The organism is Bradyrhizobium sp. DOA9, from assembly GCF_000617845.2.
Lineage (GTDB): Bacteria > Pseudomonadota > Alphaproteobacteria > Rhizobiales > Xanthobacteraceae > Bradyrhizobium.
In genome coordinates this window covers 283,339-299,314 of sequence record NZ_DF820425.1, presented here as the reverse complement: position 1 = coordinate 299,314, position 15,976 = coordinate 283,339, and the positions used below count along the sequence as shown (strand labels likewise).

Sequence of the window (15,976 nt, the reverse complement as noted above, 5' to 3'; positions counted from 1 at the left end):
TTAATGCGCGGCTTCCAGCGCGGCCTGTTCGGCCCTTGCGATCGTGCCCTTGACCGCGGACTGCACCTTCTCGAAGGCGCGGACCTCGATCTGGCGGACGCGCTCGCGCGACACGCCGAACTCGGCAGCAAGGTCTTCCAGCGTCATCGGCTCATCGGCGAGGCGGCGCGCCTCGAAGATGCGGCGTTCGCGCGGGTTGAGCACGCCCATGGCGCCGTTCAGCGCGTCACGGCGGTGATCATACTCCTCGTGCTCCGCCATCATGGCTTCCTGGTTGGGCGTGTTGTCGACCAGCCAGTCCTGCCATTCGCCGGCTTCGCCGTCGTCGCGGATCGGTGCGTTGAGCGACGCGTCGCCGCCGAGCCGGCGGTTCATGTCGATCACGTCCTGATCGGTGACGCCGAGGCGCTTGGCGATCAGCTTGACCTGGTCGGGGCGGAGATCGCCTTCGTCCAGTGCGTTGATCTTGCTCTTCGCCTTGCGCAGGTTGAAGAACAGCTTCTTCTGGTTCGCGGTGGTGCCCATCTTCACGAGCGACCACGAACGCAGGATGTACTCTTGAATCGACGCCTTGATCCACCACATGGCGTAGGTGGCGAGACGGAATCCCTTCTCGGGTTCGAAACGCTTCACCGCCTGCATCAAGCCGACATTGCCTTCCGAGACGACCTCGGAGATCGGCAGGCCGTAGCCGCGATAGCCCATGGCGATCTTGGCCACGAGGCGGAGATGGCTGGTGACGAGTTGGTGCGCCGCGTCGCGATCGTCATGCTCGCGCCAACGCTTGGCGAGCATGTACTCCTCCTGCGGTTCCAGCATCGGGAACTTGCGGATCTCGGCGAGGTAGCGGGAAAGGCCGGATTCTCCGTTGAGGACCGGCAAAGCAGCGGTACGGGCCATAGTGCGCCCTCCAAAAGGTTCAGGCCCCCGATAGCGGCGGGCCAGGCAGACGACCGCTGTGTTAAAGCCGGCCGTAGCTGCGATGTTCCGCGTTGGTGATTTCAACGCAGCCGCAATATATCCCATCGGGGGGCAAAAAGGGAAGGATTGCTGACGTCACGTCCCCGTGTGGCAGCTATAACTTTTTGTAATGTAAAGGCTTTCTGAAACGACCTGCGTCATAGCGCCGCTTTGAGGGCGCGTTCGAGGAGAAGCAAATCCTCCGGCAGAGGCGCCTCCCAGTGGAGTAATTCTCCCGTCCTCGGGTGCTCCAATACCAGCAGGTAAGCATGTAAGGCCTGCCGCCCCAGCGCCGCCAGAGCGGCCTGCGACTGAGGCGCCAGCTGGTTGGCCTTGGTCTTGAAATGCGGGCCATAGACGGCATCGCCCAGCAGCGGGTGGCCGATATGGGCGAGATGGACGCGAATCTGATGGGTGCGGCCGGTCTCGAGCTCGCAGGCGAGCAGGACGGCGACACCCTTGCCGTCGCGTCCGTTAAAGCTTTCCAGGATTTCCCAATGCGTCACCGCCTCGCGGCCGCCTTGGCGCACGGCCATCTTCTCGCGCGCATGCGGATGCCGGTCGATCGGCGCATCGACGGTGCCGCGGTGCCGGTTCGGCACGCCCCAGGCAAACGCCATGTAGCCGCGCCGCATCTGGCCCGTGCGGCCGTGGTCGGCGAACTGCGCCGACAGCGAGGCATGGGCGAGGTCGTTCTTGGCGACCACCATCAGCCCTGTCGTGTCCTTGTCCAGCCGGTGCACGATGCCGGGCCGGCGCACCCCCCCGATGCCGGAGAGCGAGCTGCCGCAATGGGCGATCAGCGCATTGACCAAAGTGCCGGTCTCGTGGCCGGCGGCCGGATGCACAACCAGCCCCTTGGGCTTGTTGAGGACGACGATGTCGTCGTCCTCGAACACGATGTCGAGGGCGATCTCCTCCCCCTTCGGCTCCGGAGCAGCCGCCTCCGGCACGTCGATAATGATCGTCTCGCCGGATGCGACATGATAAGCGGGGTCGCGGATGGCGGAAGCCTTCAGGCTCACCGCGCCCGCCAAAATCAGGGCTTTCAGCCGCGATCGCGACAGGTCGGCGAGGTGCGCCGCCAGCACGCGGTCGAGCCGGGGCGAGCCCTCGGAGCCTTCGACCACAACCTTCAACCTTTGCGCTGACCCAGGGCTATTCATGACGACGTCTGATACCGTTGTTCCCGAACCGACCCCCGAGCAGGCCGCGCTGTTCGCGCGGGTGCGGCGGATGATGCTGATCGCGGGGTTGACCACGGCGCTGGCGATCTGCGCCGTGCTGATCGCGGTGGGCTACCGCCTTTTCAAGTCGGAGGGAAGGGCGGCCGGGCCGGCGGGCGATGTCACCGCCACCTTGCCGAAGGGCGCGAGAATCGTCTCGACCGGGGTCGCCGGCGACCGCTTGGTTGTCACGCTGGATCTCGGCGGAATCATCGAGATCCGTACCTTCGACGCTCATACCCTCAAGCCGGCCGGACGGCTGAAATTCGCCAATGAGCCGTAAAAGGCCCGTCGGGGTCCTTGCGGCGGACAAATTTCGAGGCTATTGGCTAGCCCTCACGCTCCCTTCGTCTAGCGGTTAGGACGCGGCCCTCTCAAGGCTGAAACAGGGGTTCGATTCCCCTAGGGAGCGCCATTTCGGCAGCAACCTTGCTGCGACGATCAGCCGGACCGGCGCCATTGTTCCGCCGTCAAGGTTTCCAGCTCGGCGAAATAGGCCTCGTTCGGGTCCCGCTTCGAAGTCTGCTCCACGCCATAGCTGACCGATCTGGCCTCGCTCACCAGATCGTGCATCTGGGCGGCGACCACCGAGCCGATGGCGTGAATGGCCTCGTGACGATCCAGCCCTTCGGACATCAAGCGCCGCGCGATGCGTCGCACCGGCAGGTCGGGATCGGCAATCTGGCTCTCTGCGATAGCGTGAAATGCAGCATGTGCTTGCGCGCGCGGGACGCGGATCCGCGCACGGCGATGGTACTCCACGACGAGATCGATCCGCTCCTGTTCATCCAGCGCAAGCCATTGTTCGGGGTCAGGCTGCGCGAACGGATCATAGTCCCGCAACGCTCGTTGCGCCTGCTCATGGACCGGAGGGGCGATTTCCCGCTCCTGCGGATCGTGCCGATGCAATCCGGATGGGAGTTCGGCCCCGCTTTGTGAGTTGAGACAGCACTTCTTGAACTTCTTGCCGCTGCCACAGGGGCAGGGGTCGTTTCGTCCTACTCTCTTGTCTGAATTCACCATGGGAACGCCATCTCTTGCACGACAAACTCTCTTCCCGGCGACCGGCAATATGGAACGACGACGCGCCGAGTAACTTTCCCGCGCCGGCTATGGCTGGCATTGCCCGGATCGTTCACTCCCTCAGTTCGCTCAGGCCCAATTCCGTCCATAGCCACGTGAAATCGTAACTGTCCATCGGATTGTTCGGATCGGAAGGGTTCGCCGACCGGTTCTCCATGAACTTGAGCCACTCGACGACCTTGATCCGTCCGCCTGCGGTTTTGACCGCGGCACGCGGTGTTTGTCCGCCAAGCGCGGGAACTGGTTGATCGAGCACGTCGCGGTAGTGCCGGTCCAGGTAATCATGGACGATGGCGCGCTGCTCGTCCTCGGGAATATCGAACTGCTGCGGCGCGCCGGAATTGCGCGAGGCTATGATCTGCTCGATCGATGTGGTCTCGACCCGGGGTTTCCGCAGGCGTCTGCCGAAGACATCGGACAGCAGCGCGCATCCGCGGTCGCAACGCTGCTTGGAGTTCGTGCTGAGCACCAGCGTCCTGTCATCCAGCCGTATATCTGCGAGCACGAGGCTGTCCTCGTCCGACCACGCTTCGTAGGTGAACGTTTCCTGCAATGGCCGATCGCGCTTCGACGCCATGGCGGCCGGTTTGGCAACGTCGCCCGCATCGGCGACCCAGCTCCAGGACGTCGAGCTTGTGGCACGAAACTCCGGACGCGCTTCCAGACCGGCTCTGATGTCATGCTCCGCGGTGCGGGCGGCGAGCGGGAAACGCGCCTCGCACAGCATCACTTCGTCCCCTTCGGCGTTCCGCACATCGGGAATCTGCGGTGACCGAACTCTGTCGATCGCGTCGATGAGCCAGAATGTCGTGAAGATCGGAGCGGAGACACGCAGCCTTTCGGTCGGGGAAAGATCCATGAATGCTTCGTCGTCGAAGTCATATCCATTCGCCTCGGCAAGCTCCCGCTTCTCCTCGCTGCTGAGCGAGTCGAGCCTTTCGAGGGATTCGAGGAGAATTTCCGACGTCTCGTGGTCGAATACCAGCAAGCCGCCGCCGATCTCCGTTCGCGGCCCGACCTGAACGAGGCGGGCGGCAATTCGGTCCCACGATCTCAGGCTTTGAGTCGCGCTGCGCTCGCTGATCAGAACCGGATCGCCGCCGCGGATGAGATCCCGCGCCAGAAACGAGGTGCCGCGGACGATGTCGCTGACCTCATAGAGGCTCATCACCGAATGTCGCATCGCAGCCAGGTAGGTGCGCACCGACGCGGATTCCTTCCGGCCACCCCGTTTCAGATAGTCGTCAATTGCGTTTCCGCCGCGCTCGAACTCACGCGTCAGGAAGTCTTCGAAAGCGCAGGCCCACGCCGTGCTCATGAACAGGTCTTCGCCGAGGATCGAGACGATATCATTCATCCCGAGGCCGGCTTCGTCGCACGCCTCGATGAGATGATCTTCGAGAATCGCCTCAAACCGTTCGGCCCAGCGGTCGCGCATGGACCATTTGATCAGCCCGTCGAGGATATGCCTGGTTGTCATGTTGCTGCTCGCGTGCCCGAGAATGCAATCGCGGCTTCGGATGTGACTGCACCGCAGATTAGCAAGCGTACGCCAGCGACGCGATCCGGAACCGGACCGGTCCGGATGACATCAACTGTCTTTTGCGTCGCACTCGGACCCCGCAGGCCGCGTCGAATCATTGGGATGGCGAAAATATCAAGCCATCTCAAATGCATAAGGTCCGCGATTGTGTTCGAAGCGGAGTGCCATCCAATCCTAACCCATTGAAAACCTGCACCCTCTAGGCAACCATGTCAGCCTTGGAGAGGCCGCCCTGCTACACACGTGGCCTCACAAGGTGGTCGGCAAATGGCGATCGCGTCAACATGGCAATCCTGATCCCGAGTCTCGGCTTCGCGCGCTTCGACAGCCGTGGGGAGCTGCGGCTGGCGGAACGACTGAAGGACTTCCTCGAGGAGAACGCCGTCGTCTGGCACAACCTGCCTGTTGGTCCTCGCAACCGGCATCCGGATTTCATCATCATTCATCCCGCGAACGGCCTGCTCGTGCTCGAGGTGAAGGACTGGCGCCTGGACACCATCGTTTCGGCGGACAAGACCAGGGTCGAGCTGCTGACAGATCGTCGTGTCGTGCGGGAAAGCCATCCGCTCGAGCAGGCTCGCAAATATACGTTCGAGGTCGTGCGCACGCTGGAGCGGGACGGGCAATTGTTGTTTCCTCAGGGCCATCGCCTCGCAGGCCGGTCCATCGTTCCGTTCGGCTTCGGGGCCGTATTCACCAACATCACGCGCAAGCAGTTCGATCAGACTGATCTCAAGGAGGTGTTCTCCGAGCATCTCTGCCTGTTCAAGGACGAGATGACCGAAGGCGCGGACCCCGAGGAATTCCGGTCGAAATTGTGGCGCATGGTTCATCCGCGTCTTGGAGAGCCGTTGTCGATGCCGCAGTTCGATCGGCTGCGCGCGCTGCTGTTTCCCGAGATCCGCATCCAGCAAATAGCCCTGCCTCTGGAAGACGCGCCGGCGGCTGATCCTTCCGACCGGACGCTCGCGGTCATGGACCTGCATCAGGAGCAGTTCGCGCGCAGCCTGGGCGAGGGGCACCGCATCATTCGCGGCGTCGCCGGCTCAGGCAAGACCATGATCCTCGCCTTTCGCGCCGAGTATCTGGCGCGTGCGGCGGCGAAGCCGGTGCTGATCCTGTCTTACGCCAACGGCATCGCCGGCCGGCTCGAGGATGCCATGCAGAGCAGGGGCGTCGAGGACCGCGTTCAGGTTCTCACCTTCCACTCGTGGTGCTACCGCATGTTGCGGACTTTCGGGATTCCCGCACCATCCGAGCGGGATTATCCGGACTACGCAGAGCGCCTGGCTGCGAGCGTTTCAGAGGTGGTGAAGGCGGTGGACCAGGGCCATATTCCGGCGGAGCAGTACGACGCCGTCCTGATCGACGAGGCACACGACTTCGAGCCGCAATGGCTCGCGCTCGCGGCCAAGATGGTGAACCCGCGCACCAGGGCGCTGATGGTCGTCTACGACGATATTCAGGCCATCTATAAGGGGCGTGAGCGCCCGGTCTGGAGCCAGCTCGGCATTGAAGCCAAGGGCCGAACGACCGTGCTGAAGGTCAATTATCGCAACACCGCCCAAATCGTTGCCTTCGCAAGACGCTTCGCCGCGGACGTCATCGGCGCTCCCGGCATCACGGCCGACGACGAGCACGCCATTCTGCTGCCCGAAGATGCGGGCCGGCAGGGATTGGAGCCGGAGGTGCGGCGATGCGTGAGCATCGACGCAGAGGCTCACTGCGTCGCCGAGTGGTTTCTCGACCGGAAGAAAGCCGGCTACGAGTGGGCGCAGATGGCGTGTCTCTACCCGGAGCACTGGATCGGCGGCCGGGTCGCGCAGATCCTCGCCGGGCATGGCGTGCCGGTCGACATCGCCAAGGACAATCGCAACCGGGTTTCGGTCAAGCGGGTGGCCGTGCGGTTCTTGAGCATGCACAGCGCGAAAGGGCTGGAGTTTCCCTGCGTCGCCATCGCCGGCTTGGGCCTGCTCGGCCGCCACGGCGAGACCGTCGAGGAATGTGTCCGGCTGACCTATGTCGGGGTGACCCGGGCAACTCACGAGGCGCTCCTGACGTATTCGAGCGAGTCGGCATTGGTGCAGCGCTTGATCGCGTAGTCTAGAGCGGAATCGCTTCAGCTCGAATCGATCGCCGCGGGCTCGGTGCAACCTCTCCCGCTTGAGGTCGCGCCGAAGGCGCGGGTGAGGGCTTTCTCCTCTAGGGGGCTATCCCATTGCGGAACACCCTCTCCCCAGCCCTCTCCCGCAAGCGGGAGAGGGAGTGCACTTAATCAAACCTGATCTCATCACGCTCTAGGTCGCGCGCCGCCGCGTCACCGATGATGACGGTGATCGAGTGAACGTGCCTTGCATCCATTCCGGCGCAACTTGCATTCACTCCGGCGCAAAATGAGTCCTCTCGCGACGTTGCTTTTGCGCCGCGCGATGGTTGCAAGACGAGCGTAGCTCGGGCTCCCCTCACCGCCTGTTCGCGCGGCGATCGCGAGAGGAGCCCTGGCCATATGTCCTGGCCGTAAGTTCAGTGATGCGCCGAAACGCTTCTGACGGTCTCGGTGAGCATGTCACCCGATGAGGAATGGCTGACGTCACCCAGGCTGATGATGCCGACCATTCGCTTGCTCTTGTTGATCACCGGCAGCCTGCGGACCTGCAGCTTCTCCATATGATGCATCGCCTTGGCAAGGTCGTCGTCCTCGCGGCAGCAATGGATGCCCTCGGTCATCACGTCACGTGCCTTCGCGCGGCCGGCATCGAAGCTGTGGCTTGCGAGTCCTTTGCAGACGATGTCGCGGTCGGTCACCATTCCGACCAGCTTGTCATCCTCGCCGATCGGAATGCAGCCGATGTCATGCGCCCGCATCAATTTGGCAATTTCGGTGATTGGCGTGTCGGGGCTGACCCAGTCGACACCCTTGTGCATCACGTCCTTGACTTTCATGGCGAGCCTCCGTTCGTGGGCGTGGTAGAGGATCCTCAGTCATGCGCGCTGAAGCGCCCGTGCGGTGCGTTGGCCGTCAGGCGCGCGAACTGCGCGTGCCCCATATGAAGCAGCGTCTCGTGATCGCCGGCTTCCATATAGACGTCCGGCTGTGCCTCGATGCTGTCGTCGACGATGATATCCAATCCGTAGCATTTGCCGACGGCAGGAACTGCGCCGTGTGCACAGTCGCGGAACAGCCGGTTGATCTCGGTTTCATCGGCCATGTGGACATTGTCGCCGAGGCTTGTCCTCAGGTCCGACAGGCAGAGGTGATGCGATGCGGGCAAGACGGCCAGCATGTATCCGCCGTCGCGCCGCAACACGATGCCCTTGGCGAGGCGGTCGCCCGAGATATGGCATGCCTGCGCCGTTCGGGCGGACGTCATGCTGAGCTCGTGCGGGATCACCTCGTACTGGATGTTCTCAGCGGCGAGGTATTTCTGGAGGGTGGGAGCAATGGCCATGGCATCACCTCCGATGCTGAATGGAAACCATCCACCGTGAGGTCGACCCTGCAGTCTCTCGCCATACGATGGGCGGCTGCCTGACTAGAAGCCTAACATAGGTCTTCCATCCGCAAGCTGCAATTCAATTCCCCTCGGAGCCGGAACGGGCGTGGGCAGGAGCAGGCTTTTCGCGTGGCTCGGCGCAGGCGCTTTCCCTACGCCGTCGTGCCGTCGATCGAGCGGCGGATCACCCGCTGCACTTCCGTATTCGACAGGAACAGATCGTGATTGATGATGCCCCAGCCTTCCTGGGAGGCATCGACCACGCGCACACCGAGCGCGGCGATGGTGGCCTTCTCGGCCGCGCCGACCCGGGTCATGCCGCCGGCGAGCTGCCCCGACAGCGCCAGTGCACGATCGTTGGTCGAGGCGATCACCGTGATCTTGCCGGCGAGCGGGCCGATGCGCTGGACCGCCGATGAGAACACGTCCATGTCGATGTCGGGCGCGGCAAACACCACTGCGCCGATCTTGCTCGTCACCGTGTCGCCGTATCGCCCATGGAGCTGGCGCAGGCTTTCGAGCGTCAGCATGGTTCCCATGCTGTGGGCGACGATGTGCACGCGCCCCGCCCCCGGTGCCGAGACCAGCGCGGAGAGCACGCGCTCGAAGTTATCGCGCGACCACATCGCGCTGTCGCGGTCATAGGCGTAGTCGAACAGTCCTGCCTTGGAAGGCCAGGAGAACGCCATGGTTCGGCCGCGGAACTTGATCCCATCGGAGAGGTGGGCTGCATCCAGCACCGCCGTCTCGAATGTCTGCTTGAAGCCGTGCACATAGATCAGCACGTCCCCGCCGCCGGCCTGCGCAGCGAGATCGCCGGCGTCCGCCGGCACCGGTTCGATCCGGTCGAGACGCCAATCCTCGAGTCCAACCGAGGCGAGGGAAAGTCGGCTCTCGTCCGGCGCCGCCAGCTTCGCCCGCGCGACCGTCATGTTCGTCGCGCGCTCCGGCCCGAACCAGGGTTTCGCGCGGCCGCCGTTCACGGGCTTGCGCGTCGTGACGACAAGCAATGTCGGGTCGACGGAGAGCGAGGAGGCGTCGTAGCGCGCGCCGGTCGCACCGAGGCCAGCGCATCCGCCGAGCGCCAGCGCGCTCCCCGTCGACAGGAGACCGCCGAGGAGAGCGCGGCGCGACATGGAATGATTTGTTTGGAGAAGACGTCGGCCTATCACTGGGAACCCATGGGAACTTTGCCCCCGACAGCCGCCCCATCTGCTCCCTGAAGGACAATGGGGGCGAGAAGACGGCAGAGCCGCTCGCGCACCTCCCAGCGCTCAAGCGAATGCCAGGTCAGTCAGTGATCTCGATCGCCTGGATCTCGCACCAATCGCGCAATGCCCGCTCTGTCGCCTTGTTCCGGTAGTCACGCCAGACATCGATCGCTACCCGTCGGGAGAGCAGGGCCTTGAACTTCTGATAGCCGCCGCGCTTGCTGAAAACGGTACGAACGTCGTCCAGATCGTTCGGCAAGAACTCGCGGGCAAAAGCAATCCCTGCGCCCTTCCTTCAAAGGGTGTGAAGCGGAGCAGAGCTCGGACAGACCATCCCGCGAGGACGCGAGAGCATGCGGGCTGCAATGCACTTCCGTTGGTGCCATTTGAACTCATAGCGCTTCGAGTGCCTCGCGCGACGGCGCCATCGGCAGCCAGTCCGGGATGCGGCGCTTGGCGAGCCAGTATGGCCGCCACAGCGACACCCAGCTGTTGCGATCGAGCGGCGCGGTTTCCCAGGCATGTTGCGTCATGTCGATCTGCGACAGATCGTGCTTGTGCAGCCATTGGCGTGCCGCCCACCACAGCTCGCGCGAGACATCGACATTGCCGGGCCCTTTGAGCTCGACGAGGCTCGGCAGCGGATCGCGAAAGCGGCAGGCGATCCGCAGCGTCGCGACCCGTTCGCCGTCCTTTCGAACGCTCCAGAGGCGTGATCGATTATGTGCCAGATTGTAGCCATAGGATCTGAGGCAATTCCGCATCGCCTTCGCTTCTGCGGTGATGGCGGAAGTCGAATCCAGCGGCACGAATTCGTAACCTGCCATCCGGCCAGGCCGCAGCCACATGTCGGTGATCGGCAAGCGGCCGAGATCCGCATGCAACGCCACCATTGTTCGCCAATCCTCCGCGGCCGAACGCGCGGCATCGATCCGCAGGTCCGGCGCCCACGGCCGCTCGATCACATCGTGCCCAAACGTCACCGGTTGAGACGAAAACCACGCCCAGAGACAGATGAGTCGCAGCCGGGCAGTCTGCACCCGTCGCGGCGAACGCACATATTCGCGGGCGATCCAGGCGGCCATCGGCTCATGCGCGAGCTCGGCGGTCTCGGCAACGAGCTGAAGCCAGATCGGCGCCAGCTTGGGAGAACGCGGAAGATGGTTCGCAATCTGCCGGCGAAACAGCTCGCCATCGGGCAATCGCGGGATTGGACGCACGAATGCCTCCGGCGGCAGCTTGCGCAGCCACAGGGGCAGACCGGCAAGTGCGGCGACTTGCGCGAGGGGAGCGCCGTCGACCACGCATGCTGTCGCGCGTGCTGGATCGAGCCGTGTCCGCGGAACAGCCAGCGCGAAGAGGAGCGCGGGAAAGCTCGCGGCGAGGTCGGCCAAGCGCGGGTGCCGCGCGGCCAGGGCACGTACGGCGTCCTCGAAACGCTGATGATATCGCCGAAGCCGCCGTTCGAGCAGGTCGGAACGTCCGGCCACCTGACAAGGGGCCGGCAGGACATTGAGTGTCATGACACAAGTTCGCAATCGCGCGCCGACAGGCCGCGGCAAATTCGATCTGATATGGGGTCTTGTGATCTCACCCGGGAATCGATCCCGGGGGACGCGCTAAGTATCGCGCGGCGAACCCGGGAAGCGTACAGTCGTAGACACGGTCGCCTCCTGACATTGGAATTGCGCGCATCCCATAGCTTGGCAGCGGCGAAGTTGCAACCCGAGACTGCATCCTGCCTGCACGTTCCGGCGATCGCCGGGCGGCAATACGCATGCAGGACCGGCATCCGCGGCGGTGGTCGTTCGCTCCAGAATCTGCATCATGCGCGCCGGGACGGTCCCGCGACGTGGCCGGTTTCGTCCTCCGAAGCTGCCGGGACTTCGGGGGCTTTTGGCTTTCAGCTTTTCGGAGTGACGAGATGAGTGGTTTGGTGATCTCTGGCGGCAGGGTGGTGGATCCCGCGAGCGGGATGGACGCCGTCGGTGATGTGGCGGTGGTGGATGGCAAAATCGCCGCCGTCGGCACCGGCCTCGGCGGCGCAGAGCGGGTTGTCGATGCCACAGGCCTCGTCGTGGCGCCTGGCTTCATCGACCTGCACGCCCATGGCCAGTCGCTTCCGGCCGACCGCATGCAGGCCTTCGACGGTGTCACGACGACGCTCGATCTCGAGGCCGGCGTGCTGCCGGTCGGGTCCTGGTATGAGCGCCAGGCGCGGAAGGGCCGCGTGCTGAACTATGGCGCAGCCACCAACTGGGCGTTCGCGCGCATCGGCGCGATGACGGGCTCCAATGCGGAGAGCTCGCTGGAGGCGTTCGGCAACGCCATGCGCGACCGCCGCTGGATGGACAATGTCGCAACCGATGCGGAGGTCTCAGGTATCCTCGAGCGTCTGGCCCGCGGCCTCAACGAAGGCGGCATCGGCATCGGCATTTTGAACGCCTATGCGCCCGGAGCCGGCGTGCAGGAGCTGACCGCTGTCTGCCAGCTCGCGGCCGCCAAGGACGTGCCCACCTTCACCCATGTCGCCTTCATGTCGCGCATCGACCCCGAGAGCGCGGTGGAAGCCTATATCCGCCTGATCGGCTATGCCGGCGCCACCGGCGCGCACATGCACATCTGCCATTTCAACTCGTCGAGCAAGACCGACGTCGAGCGCTGCCGCGTGCTGATCGAGAAGGCGCAGGCGCAGGGACTGCCCATCACGGTCGAAGCTTATCCCTACGGCACCGGCTCGACCGTGCTGGCGGCGGCCTTCTTCAGCGACCCGGCGTTCGTGGAGCGCAACGGCACCGGTTACGATTCGGTGCAGCGCGTCACCGACGGCTACCGTTTCCGCGACCGCGAGGAGCTCTTGAAGGCGCAGGCCCAAGAGCCGTCCTCACTGGTGCTCTGGCACATTCTCGACACCGAGAACAATGCGCATCACCGCGACCTGCTCGACATGTCCGTGCTCTATCCCGGCGGCGCGATTGCCTCCGACGCGATGCCCTGGACGCTGTCGGACGGCTCAACCTACACCGGCGACGCCTGGCCGCTGCCGGATGATGCCACCTCGCATCCGCGCTCGGCCGGCTGTTTCACGAAATTCATCCGCGAATGGGTGCGCGAGCGCAAGGCGGTGTCGCTGCTGGAAGGCGTGCGCAAATGCGCGCTGATCCCGGCGGAGATCCTCTCGCAGAGCACGCCGGCGATGCGCGCCAAGGGCCGGCTCGCCAAGGACGCCGATGCCGACATCGTCGTGTTCGATTACGAAAAACTCTCGGACCGTGCCACCTTCACGGCGATGAATCGTCCCTCCGAGGGTGTTCGGCATCTGGTCGTCAGCGGTCAGCTGCTGATCAGCGACGGCATTCTGGACGTGAACGCGCGGCCGGGAAAGCCCGTGCGGCGCCCCGTCGTGGAGAGCTGAGCCATGCCGGTCCCGGTTCTCCTGGTGACGGGTTTTCTCGGGGCCGGCAAGACCACGGTCGTCAACCATCTGCTGGCGCATGCGGACGGCAGACGCATCGCGGCCGTCGTCAACGATTTCGGCGCGATCAACATCGATGCGGAGCTGATCGCGGGCGCGAGCGACGGTGTGGTCAGCCTTGCCAATGGCTGCATCTGCTGCTCGCTCGAGGGTGATCTGCTCCGCACGCTTTCGACGCTGCTGCGGCGTGATCCCAAGCCGGACTATATCGTCATCGAGACCAGCGGGGTCGCCGATCCCGCCGACATCGTGCGCAACCTGATGGACCCGGTGATCCTGCGCGAGACGCAACTGGAGACGGTGCTTTGCGTGCTCGATGCGGGGACGCCGCCATCAGCTCTCGACGACGCGCTGCTGCGCTCGCAGCTGCGCGTCGCCGATATCGTGGCGCTGAGCAAGCTCGACCTTGCGGACGTGGACGCGGCGACACGGATGCGCGAAGCCATCCGCGCGCAGCGCGTGCCCGCGGTGGTGGTCGACGCACACCACGGCGAGATTCCGCCCGCGCTGCTGTTTCCCGCCCGCGCCGACCGCGCCCCGGCCCCGCGCGAGGTGGGACCGAAACGGCCGGCGGAGGAGCGCTTCGAGACGCTGAGCTGGACCTCGGATAAGCCCGTCTCGCTGCCGCGCCTGCAGCAGGCCATCAACCGCCTTGCACCGAAGCTGGCGCGCGCCAAAGGGCTGTTCGAGACGGTCGAGCAGCCCGGCCGCATGATGGTGTTTCAGTTCGCCGCCGGCCGCGCCACGCTGGCGCCTGGCGAGACGCCGCCGCCGGGCGTGCCGCGGACGCGGATCGTCTTCATTGCCGAGCTTGGCGTGCTCTCGAAGGCCGAGCTCGACGGGATCATGGATGGGTGTGTTGCGGCCGGCTGAGGCAAGGCGGTAGGGTCAGCCGTTTCCGCCGTCAGCCACCGTCTCTTCTCCTGCAGCGTCGATCCGAGACCAAACAATGTCCCCAATCACCCCACCCGATGCCGCCGTGCGCCGCGCCGCCAAGCCGGCCATCGTCTATCCGGCCGGGACGATGCCCGCACCCGATATGGCCACGCTCGAAGCTGCCCGCCGTGCGATGATCAAGACCCACGAGCTCATCGTGCCGCCCCGCGATGCCCGTGCCTTTCGCGTGGCGCGCGGCCAGTTCTTCCGCATCGTCGACATTGAAGGCCCTCAGGTCGGCGACCTCAATCTCTGGAACGCGGACGATCTCTCCGAGCGCTTCTTCAGCGGCAAGACCCGGGCGCTCCACGGCACGCATGTCGGCACCGGCGACCGGCTCTGGAGCAACATGCCTTATCTTCGGCCGATGGCGACCATCAGTCACGATACGCTCGGCTGGTACGGGTTCGATGCGGACGGCGCCGGCATTCACGACGTGATCGGCACGCGCTGCGATCCCTATACAAATCTCCTGCTGAACGGCACGGCTTACGATTTTTGCTGCCACTCCAACCTGTCCCGCGCGCTCGCAACCGAATTGAAGGCGGATCCAGCCGCAGTGGAGCATCATGTCCACGACGTGCTCAACGTCTTCATGTGCACCGGCTTCACTGGGGATACGCACCAGTATTTCATGAAGGCAAGTCCGGTCCGCCCCGGCGACTTCATCGAGCTCTTCGCGGAGATCGACCTGCTCGGCGCGTTGTCGGCCTGTCCGGGTGGAGACTGCAGCGCAACCCATTCCAGCGATGCCGCGGCATGCCATCCGCTCAAGGTCGAAATCTTCGAGCCGGATCGGACGGCCCTGAAGGGCTGGACCTGGCCCTCGCCGAGCGCTTATCACCGTCACCACGGGGCGCATGCGGGAAGCTGAATCTCAGTCCTCCACCGGCAATCCGTCGCCGTGCGCTTCAGGCGAATTGTGCGATGCCGTGACCGACGGACCAATTCTCCTTGGGCGCGTCGAGCACGTTGACGAACACGTCCTCGGGCCGGATGCCCGGGCTCTCGCCGAGCAGTTCCGCGATCCGGCGATACAGCGCCTTCTTCTGCTCAGGGGTGCGCGAGGCGAATACCGTGATCTGGATCAGAACGGCGTCCTCGCTGCGCGTGACGCCGTAGGCATTGCCGCACCTGAAGTTCGCAGGCTCATGCTCGCTGATGGTCATGAACTCGTCGCCTTCGGGCACGTTCAGCGCCTCGCGCATGGCGCGGAAGAGACTGTCGAGGATGGCCTGCCGGTAGGCGTCCGGCTTTCCGGCGCGCATCGAGATGTGGAGGAGAGGCATCGTTCGTCCCTCTGCATGCGGTCCCGACCGGCACGGCGATGTAGGCGCCGCCGGCTCAGCCGATCAAGGAAAACGGGCTATCAATCCCGATCAATTTTTGACACGATGTCCAGAAAACATGTTCTTGACGGCGTGTCAAATATTTTCCGGAGCCAAGCTTGAGACCGCGTGAATTCGACCATGACGAGGTCCTGCGCATCGCGTTCGACCGATTCTGGCGCAATGGCGTGCGCGGCACCTCGCTGTCCGACATTGCGCGCGATGCGGCGGTCCAGCGCGGGAGTCTCTACAACGCCTTCGGCAGCAAGGAGGCGCTATTCCTGCAGGCCTATGAACGCTACGCCGGGGATTATCTCGCAGCACTGCAAAAGGCGCTCGGGGTTGGATCCTTGCGCAAGCGCCTAACCGCGTTCTTCGATCTGACCATCACGAGTTTCCGCTCGGGCACGCCGCCGCGCGGCTGTCCGACGACGCGCGGGCTCATGGAGCTCGGCGCCGCCGAAGGCGAGGGGCTCGACGACAACGCGCGCCAGGCTTTTGCGAACCTGATTTCGCGCATCACCGCACTGCTTCAGGACACGCTGGCGGCCGCCGCGGCCCGGGGCGAGTTCAACGGCAATCCTGCGGCTGCGGCGCTGCACATCGTCACCGTGACGCGCGGCCTCGCCGTGCTCGAGCGTGCCTTCGGGGACGAGCCACAATTGCGCAAGATCGCCGCGCACACGATCGATCTCCTGCTCGGCAGGAAGGGCGGATAGG

The 15,976-nt window shown here is 64.5% G+C and carries 16 protein-coding genes and 1 tRNA gene; 7 read left to right on the top strand and 10 right to left on the bottom strand.

Annotation, left to right across the window (positions count from 1 at the left end; genetic code table 11):
- A complete protein-coding gene (gene rpoH / locus BDOA9_RS01300) occupies window positions 1-900 on the bottom strand; it encodes an RNA polymerase sigma factor RpoH (RefSeq protein WP_025032141.1) in 900 nt (299 codons plus the stop codon).
- A gap of 218 nt (window positions 901-1,118) precedes the next feature.
- On the bottom strand, window positions 1,119-2,126 hold the full coding sequence (locus BDOA9_RS01295) for an RluA family pseudouridine synthase (RefSeq protein WP_025032140.1): 1,008 nt from the start codon (window positions 2,124-2,126) through the stop codon (window positions 1,119-1,121).
- Between BDOA9_RS01295 and BDOA9_RS01290 the strand changes: the two genes are divergently transcribed.
- Together BDOA9_RS01290 and BDOA9_RS01285 are read left to right on the top strand one after the other, a co-directional pair.
- Complete coding sequence (locus BDOA9_RS01290; protein ID WP_025032139.1) at window positions 2,125-2,469, top strand: hypothetical protein; 345 nt, start codon at window positions 2,125-2,127, stop codon at window positions 2,467-2,469. The two genes, BDOA9_RS01295 and BDOA9_RS01290, sit on opposite strands and share 2 nt — an antisense overlap.
- Before the next feature lie 57 nt (window positions 2,470-2,526).
- Window positions 2,527-2,601 (top strand) — tRNA-Glu (locus BDOA9_RS01285).
- Between the two features lie 26 nt (window positions 2,602-2,627).
- On the opposite strand, the gene BDOA9_RS39350 is transcribed toward BDOA9_RS01285, so the two are convergent.
- Window positions 2,628-3,209, bottom strand: a complete 582-nt coding sequence (locus tag BDOA9_RS39350; RefSeq protein WP_244521440.1) for an SEC-C metal-binding domain-containing protein — start codon at window positions 3,207-3,209, stop codon at window positions 2,628-2,630.
- Between the two features lie 112 nt (window positions 3,210-3,321).
- Window positions 3,322-4,749, bottom strand: coding sequence for a hypothetical protein (locus BDOA9_RS01270; protein WP_025032137.1), 1,428 nt, complete (start codon window positions 4,747-4,749; stop codon window positions 3,322-3,324).
- A gap of 347 nt (window positions 4,750-5,096) precedes the next feature.
- Here BDOA9_RS01270 and BDOA9_RS01265 point away from each other — a divergent pair, with 347 nt between their 5' ends.
- Window positions 5,097-6,914, top strand: a complete 1,818-nt coding sequence (locus BDOA9_RS01265; RefSeq protein ID WP_025032136.1) for a UvrD-helicase domain-containing protein — start codon at window positions 5,097-5,099, stop codon at window positions 6,912-6,914.
- A gap of 421 nt (window positions 6,915-7,335) precedes the next feature.
- Here the strand turns inward: BDOA9_RS01265 and BDOA9_RS01260 are convergent, their stop codons facing one another.
- From BDOA9_RS01260 to BDOA9_RS01240, 5 genes are all read right to left on the bottom strand, one after another.
- Window positions 7,336-7,755 (bottom strand): CBS domain-containing protein, encoded by a 420-nt coding sequence (locus tag BDOA9_RS01260; protein ID WP_025032135.1) that lies wholly within the window; start codon window positions 7,753-7,755, stop codon window positions 7,336-7,338.
- Between the two features lie 35 nt (window positions 7,756-7,790).
- The gene (locus tag BDOA9_RS01255) at window positions 7,791-8,261 is read right to left on the bottom strand and encodes an aminoacyl-tRNA deacylase (RefSeq protein WP_025032134.1); all 471 of its coding nucleotides are present in this window, start codon (window positions 8,259-8,261) and stop codon (window positions 7,791-7,793) included.
- A 197-nt stretch (window positions 8,262-8,458) separates the two neighbouring features.
- The gene (locus tag BDOA9_RS01250; RefSeq protein ID WP_042335386.1) at window positions 8,459-9,442 is read right to left on the bottom strand and encodes an alpha/beta hydrolase; all 984 of its coding nucleotides are present in this window, start codon (window positions 9,440-9,442) and stop codon (window positions 8,459-8,461) included.
- Window positions 9,443-9,596: 154 nt separating this feature from the next.
- Window positions 9,597-9,776, bottom strand: a complete 180-nt coding sequence (locus BDOA9_RS01245; protein WP_025032132.1) for a hypothetical protein — start codon at window positions 9,774-9,776, stop codon at window positions 9,597-9,599.
- A 133-nt stretch (window positions 9,777-9,909) separates the two neighbouring features.
- Window positions 9,910-11,079, bottom strand: a complete 1,170-nt coding sequence (locus BDOA9_RS01240; protein WP_244521439.1) for a PcfJ domain-containing protein — start codon at window positions 11,077-11,079, stop codon at window positions 9,910-9,912.
- Window positions 11,080-11,441: 362 nt separating this feature from the next.
- Between BDOA9_RS01240 and BDOA9_RS01235 the strand changes: the two genes are divergently transcribed.
- The 3 genes from BDOA9_RS01235 (at window position 11,442) to BDOA9_RS01225 (ending at window position 14,802) form a co-directional block, all read left to right on the top strand.
- The gene (locus BDOA9_RS01235; RefSeq protein WP_025032130.1) at window positions 11,442-12,932 is read left to right on the top strand and encodes an amidohydrolase family protein; all 1,491 of its coding nucleotides are present in this window, start codon (window positions 11,442-11,444) and stop codon (window positions 12,930-12,932) included.
- A gap of 3 nt (window positions 12,933-12,935) precedes the next feature.
- The gene (locus BDOA9_RS01230) at window positions 12,936-13,865 is read left to right on the top strand and encodes a CobW family GTP-binding protein (RefSeq protein ID WP_025032129.1); all 930 of its coding nucleotides are present in this window, start codon (window positions 12,936-12,938) and stop codon (window positions 13,863-13,865) included.
- Window positions 13,866-13,941: 76 nt separating this feature from the next.
- Window positions 13,942-14,802, top strand: coding sequence for an urea carboxylase-associated family protein (locus BDOA9_RS01225; RefSeq protein ID WP_025032128.1), 861 nt, complete (start codon window positions 13,942-13,944; stop codon window positions 14,800-14,802).
- 37 nt (window positions 14,803-14,839) lie between these two features.
- On the opposite strand, the gene BDOA9_RS01220 is transcribed toward BDOA9_RS01225, so the two are convergent.
- A complete protein-coding gene (locus BDOA9_RS01220) occupies window positions 14,840-15,217 on the bottom strand; it encodes a tautomerase family protein (protein WP_025032127.1) in 378 nt (125 codons plus the stop codon).
- A 158-nt stretch (window positions 15,218-15,375) separates the two neighbouring features.
- Between BDOA9_RS01220 and BDOA9_RS01215 the strand changes: the two genes are divergently transcribed.
- A complete protein-coding gene (locus BDOA9_RS01215; RefSeq protein WP_025032126.1) occupies window positions 15,376-15,975 on the top strand; it encodes a TetR/AcrR family transcriptional regulator in 600 nt (199 codons plus the stop codon).
- Window position 15,976 lies beyond the last annotated feature (1 nt).

Coding starts and splice junctions, on each gene's coding strand:
- BDOA9_RS01295 (WP_025032140.1), bottom strand. CDS start 2,126: ATGAATAGCCCTGGGTCAGCGCAAAGGTTGAAGGTTGTGGTCGAAGGC.
- BDOA9_RS01290 (WP_025032139.1), top strand. CDS start 2,125: ATGACGACGTCTGATACCGTTGTTCCCGAACCGACCCCCGAGCAGGCC.
- BDOA9_RS01265 (WP_025032136.1), top strand. CDS start 5,097: ATGGCAATCCTGATCCCGAGTCTCGGCTTCGCGCGCTTCGACAGCCGT.
- BDOA9_RS01235 (WP_025032130.1), top strand. CDS start 11,442: ATGAGTGGTTTGGTGATCTCTGGCGGCAGGGTGGTGGATCCCGCGAGC.
- BDOA9_RS39350 (WP_244521440.1), bottom strand. CDS start 3,209: ATGGTGAATTCAGACAAGAGAGTAGGACGAAACGACCCCTGCCCCTGT.
- BDOA9_RS01225 (WP_025032128.1), top strand. CDS start 13,942: ATGTCCCCAATCACCCCACCCGATGCCGCCGTGCGCCGCGCCGCCAAG.
- BDOA9_RS01260 (WP_025032135.1), bottom strand. CDS start 7,755: ATGAAAGTCAAGGACGTGATGCACAAGGGTGTCGACTGGGTCAGCCCC.
- BDOA9_RS01230 (WP_025032129.1), top strand. CDS start 12,936: ATGCCGGTCCCGGTTCTCCTGGTGACGGGTTTTCTCGGGGCCGGCAAG.
- rpoH (WP_025032141.1), bottom strand. CDS start 900: ATGGCCCGTACCGCTGCTTTGCCGGTCCTCAACGGAGAATCCGGCCTT.
- BDOA9_RS01255 (WP_025032134.1), bottom strand. CDS start 8,261: ATGGCCATTGCTCCCACCCTCCAGAAATACCTCGCCGCTGAGAACATC.
- BDOA9_RS01250 (WP_042335386.1), bottom strand. CDS start 9,442: ATGTCGCGCCGCGCTCTCCTCGGCGGTCTCCTGTCGACGGGGAGCGCG.
- BDOA9_RS01270 (WP_025032137.1), bottom strand. CDS start 4,749: ATGACAACCAGGCATATCCTCGACGGGCTGATCAAATGGTCCATGCGC.
- BDOA9_RS01220 (WP_025032127.1), bottom strand. CDS start 15,217: ATGCCTCTCCTCCACATCTCGATGCGCGCCGGAAAGCCGGACGCCTAC.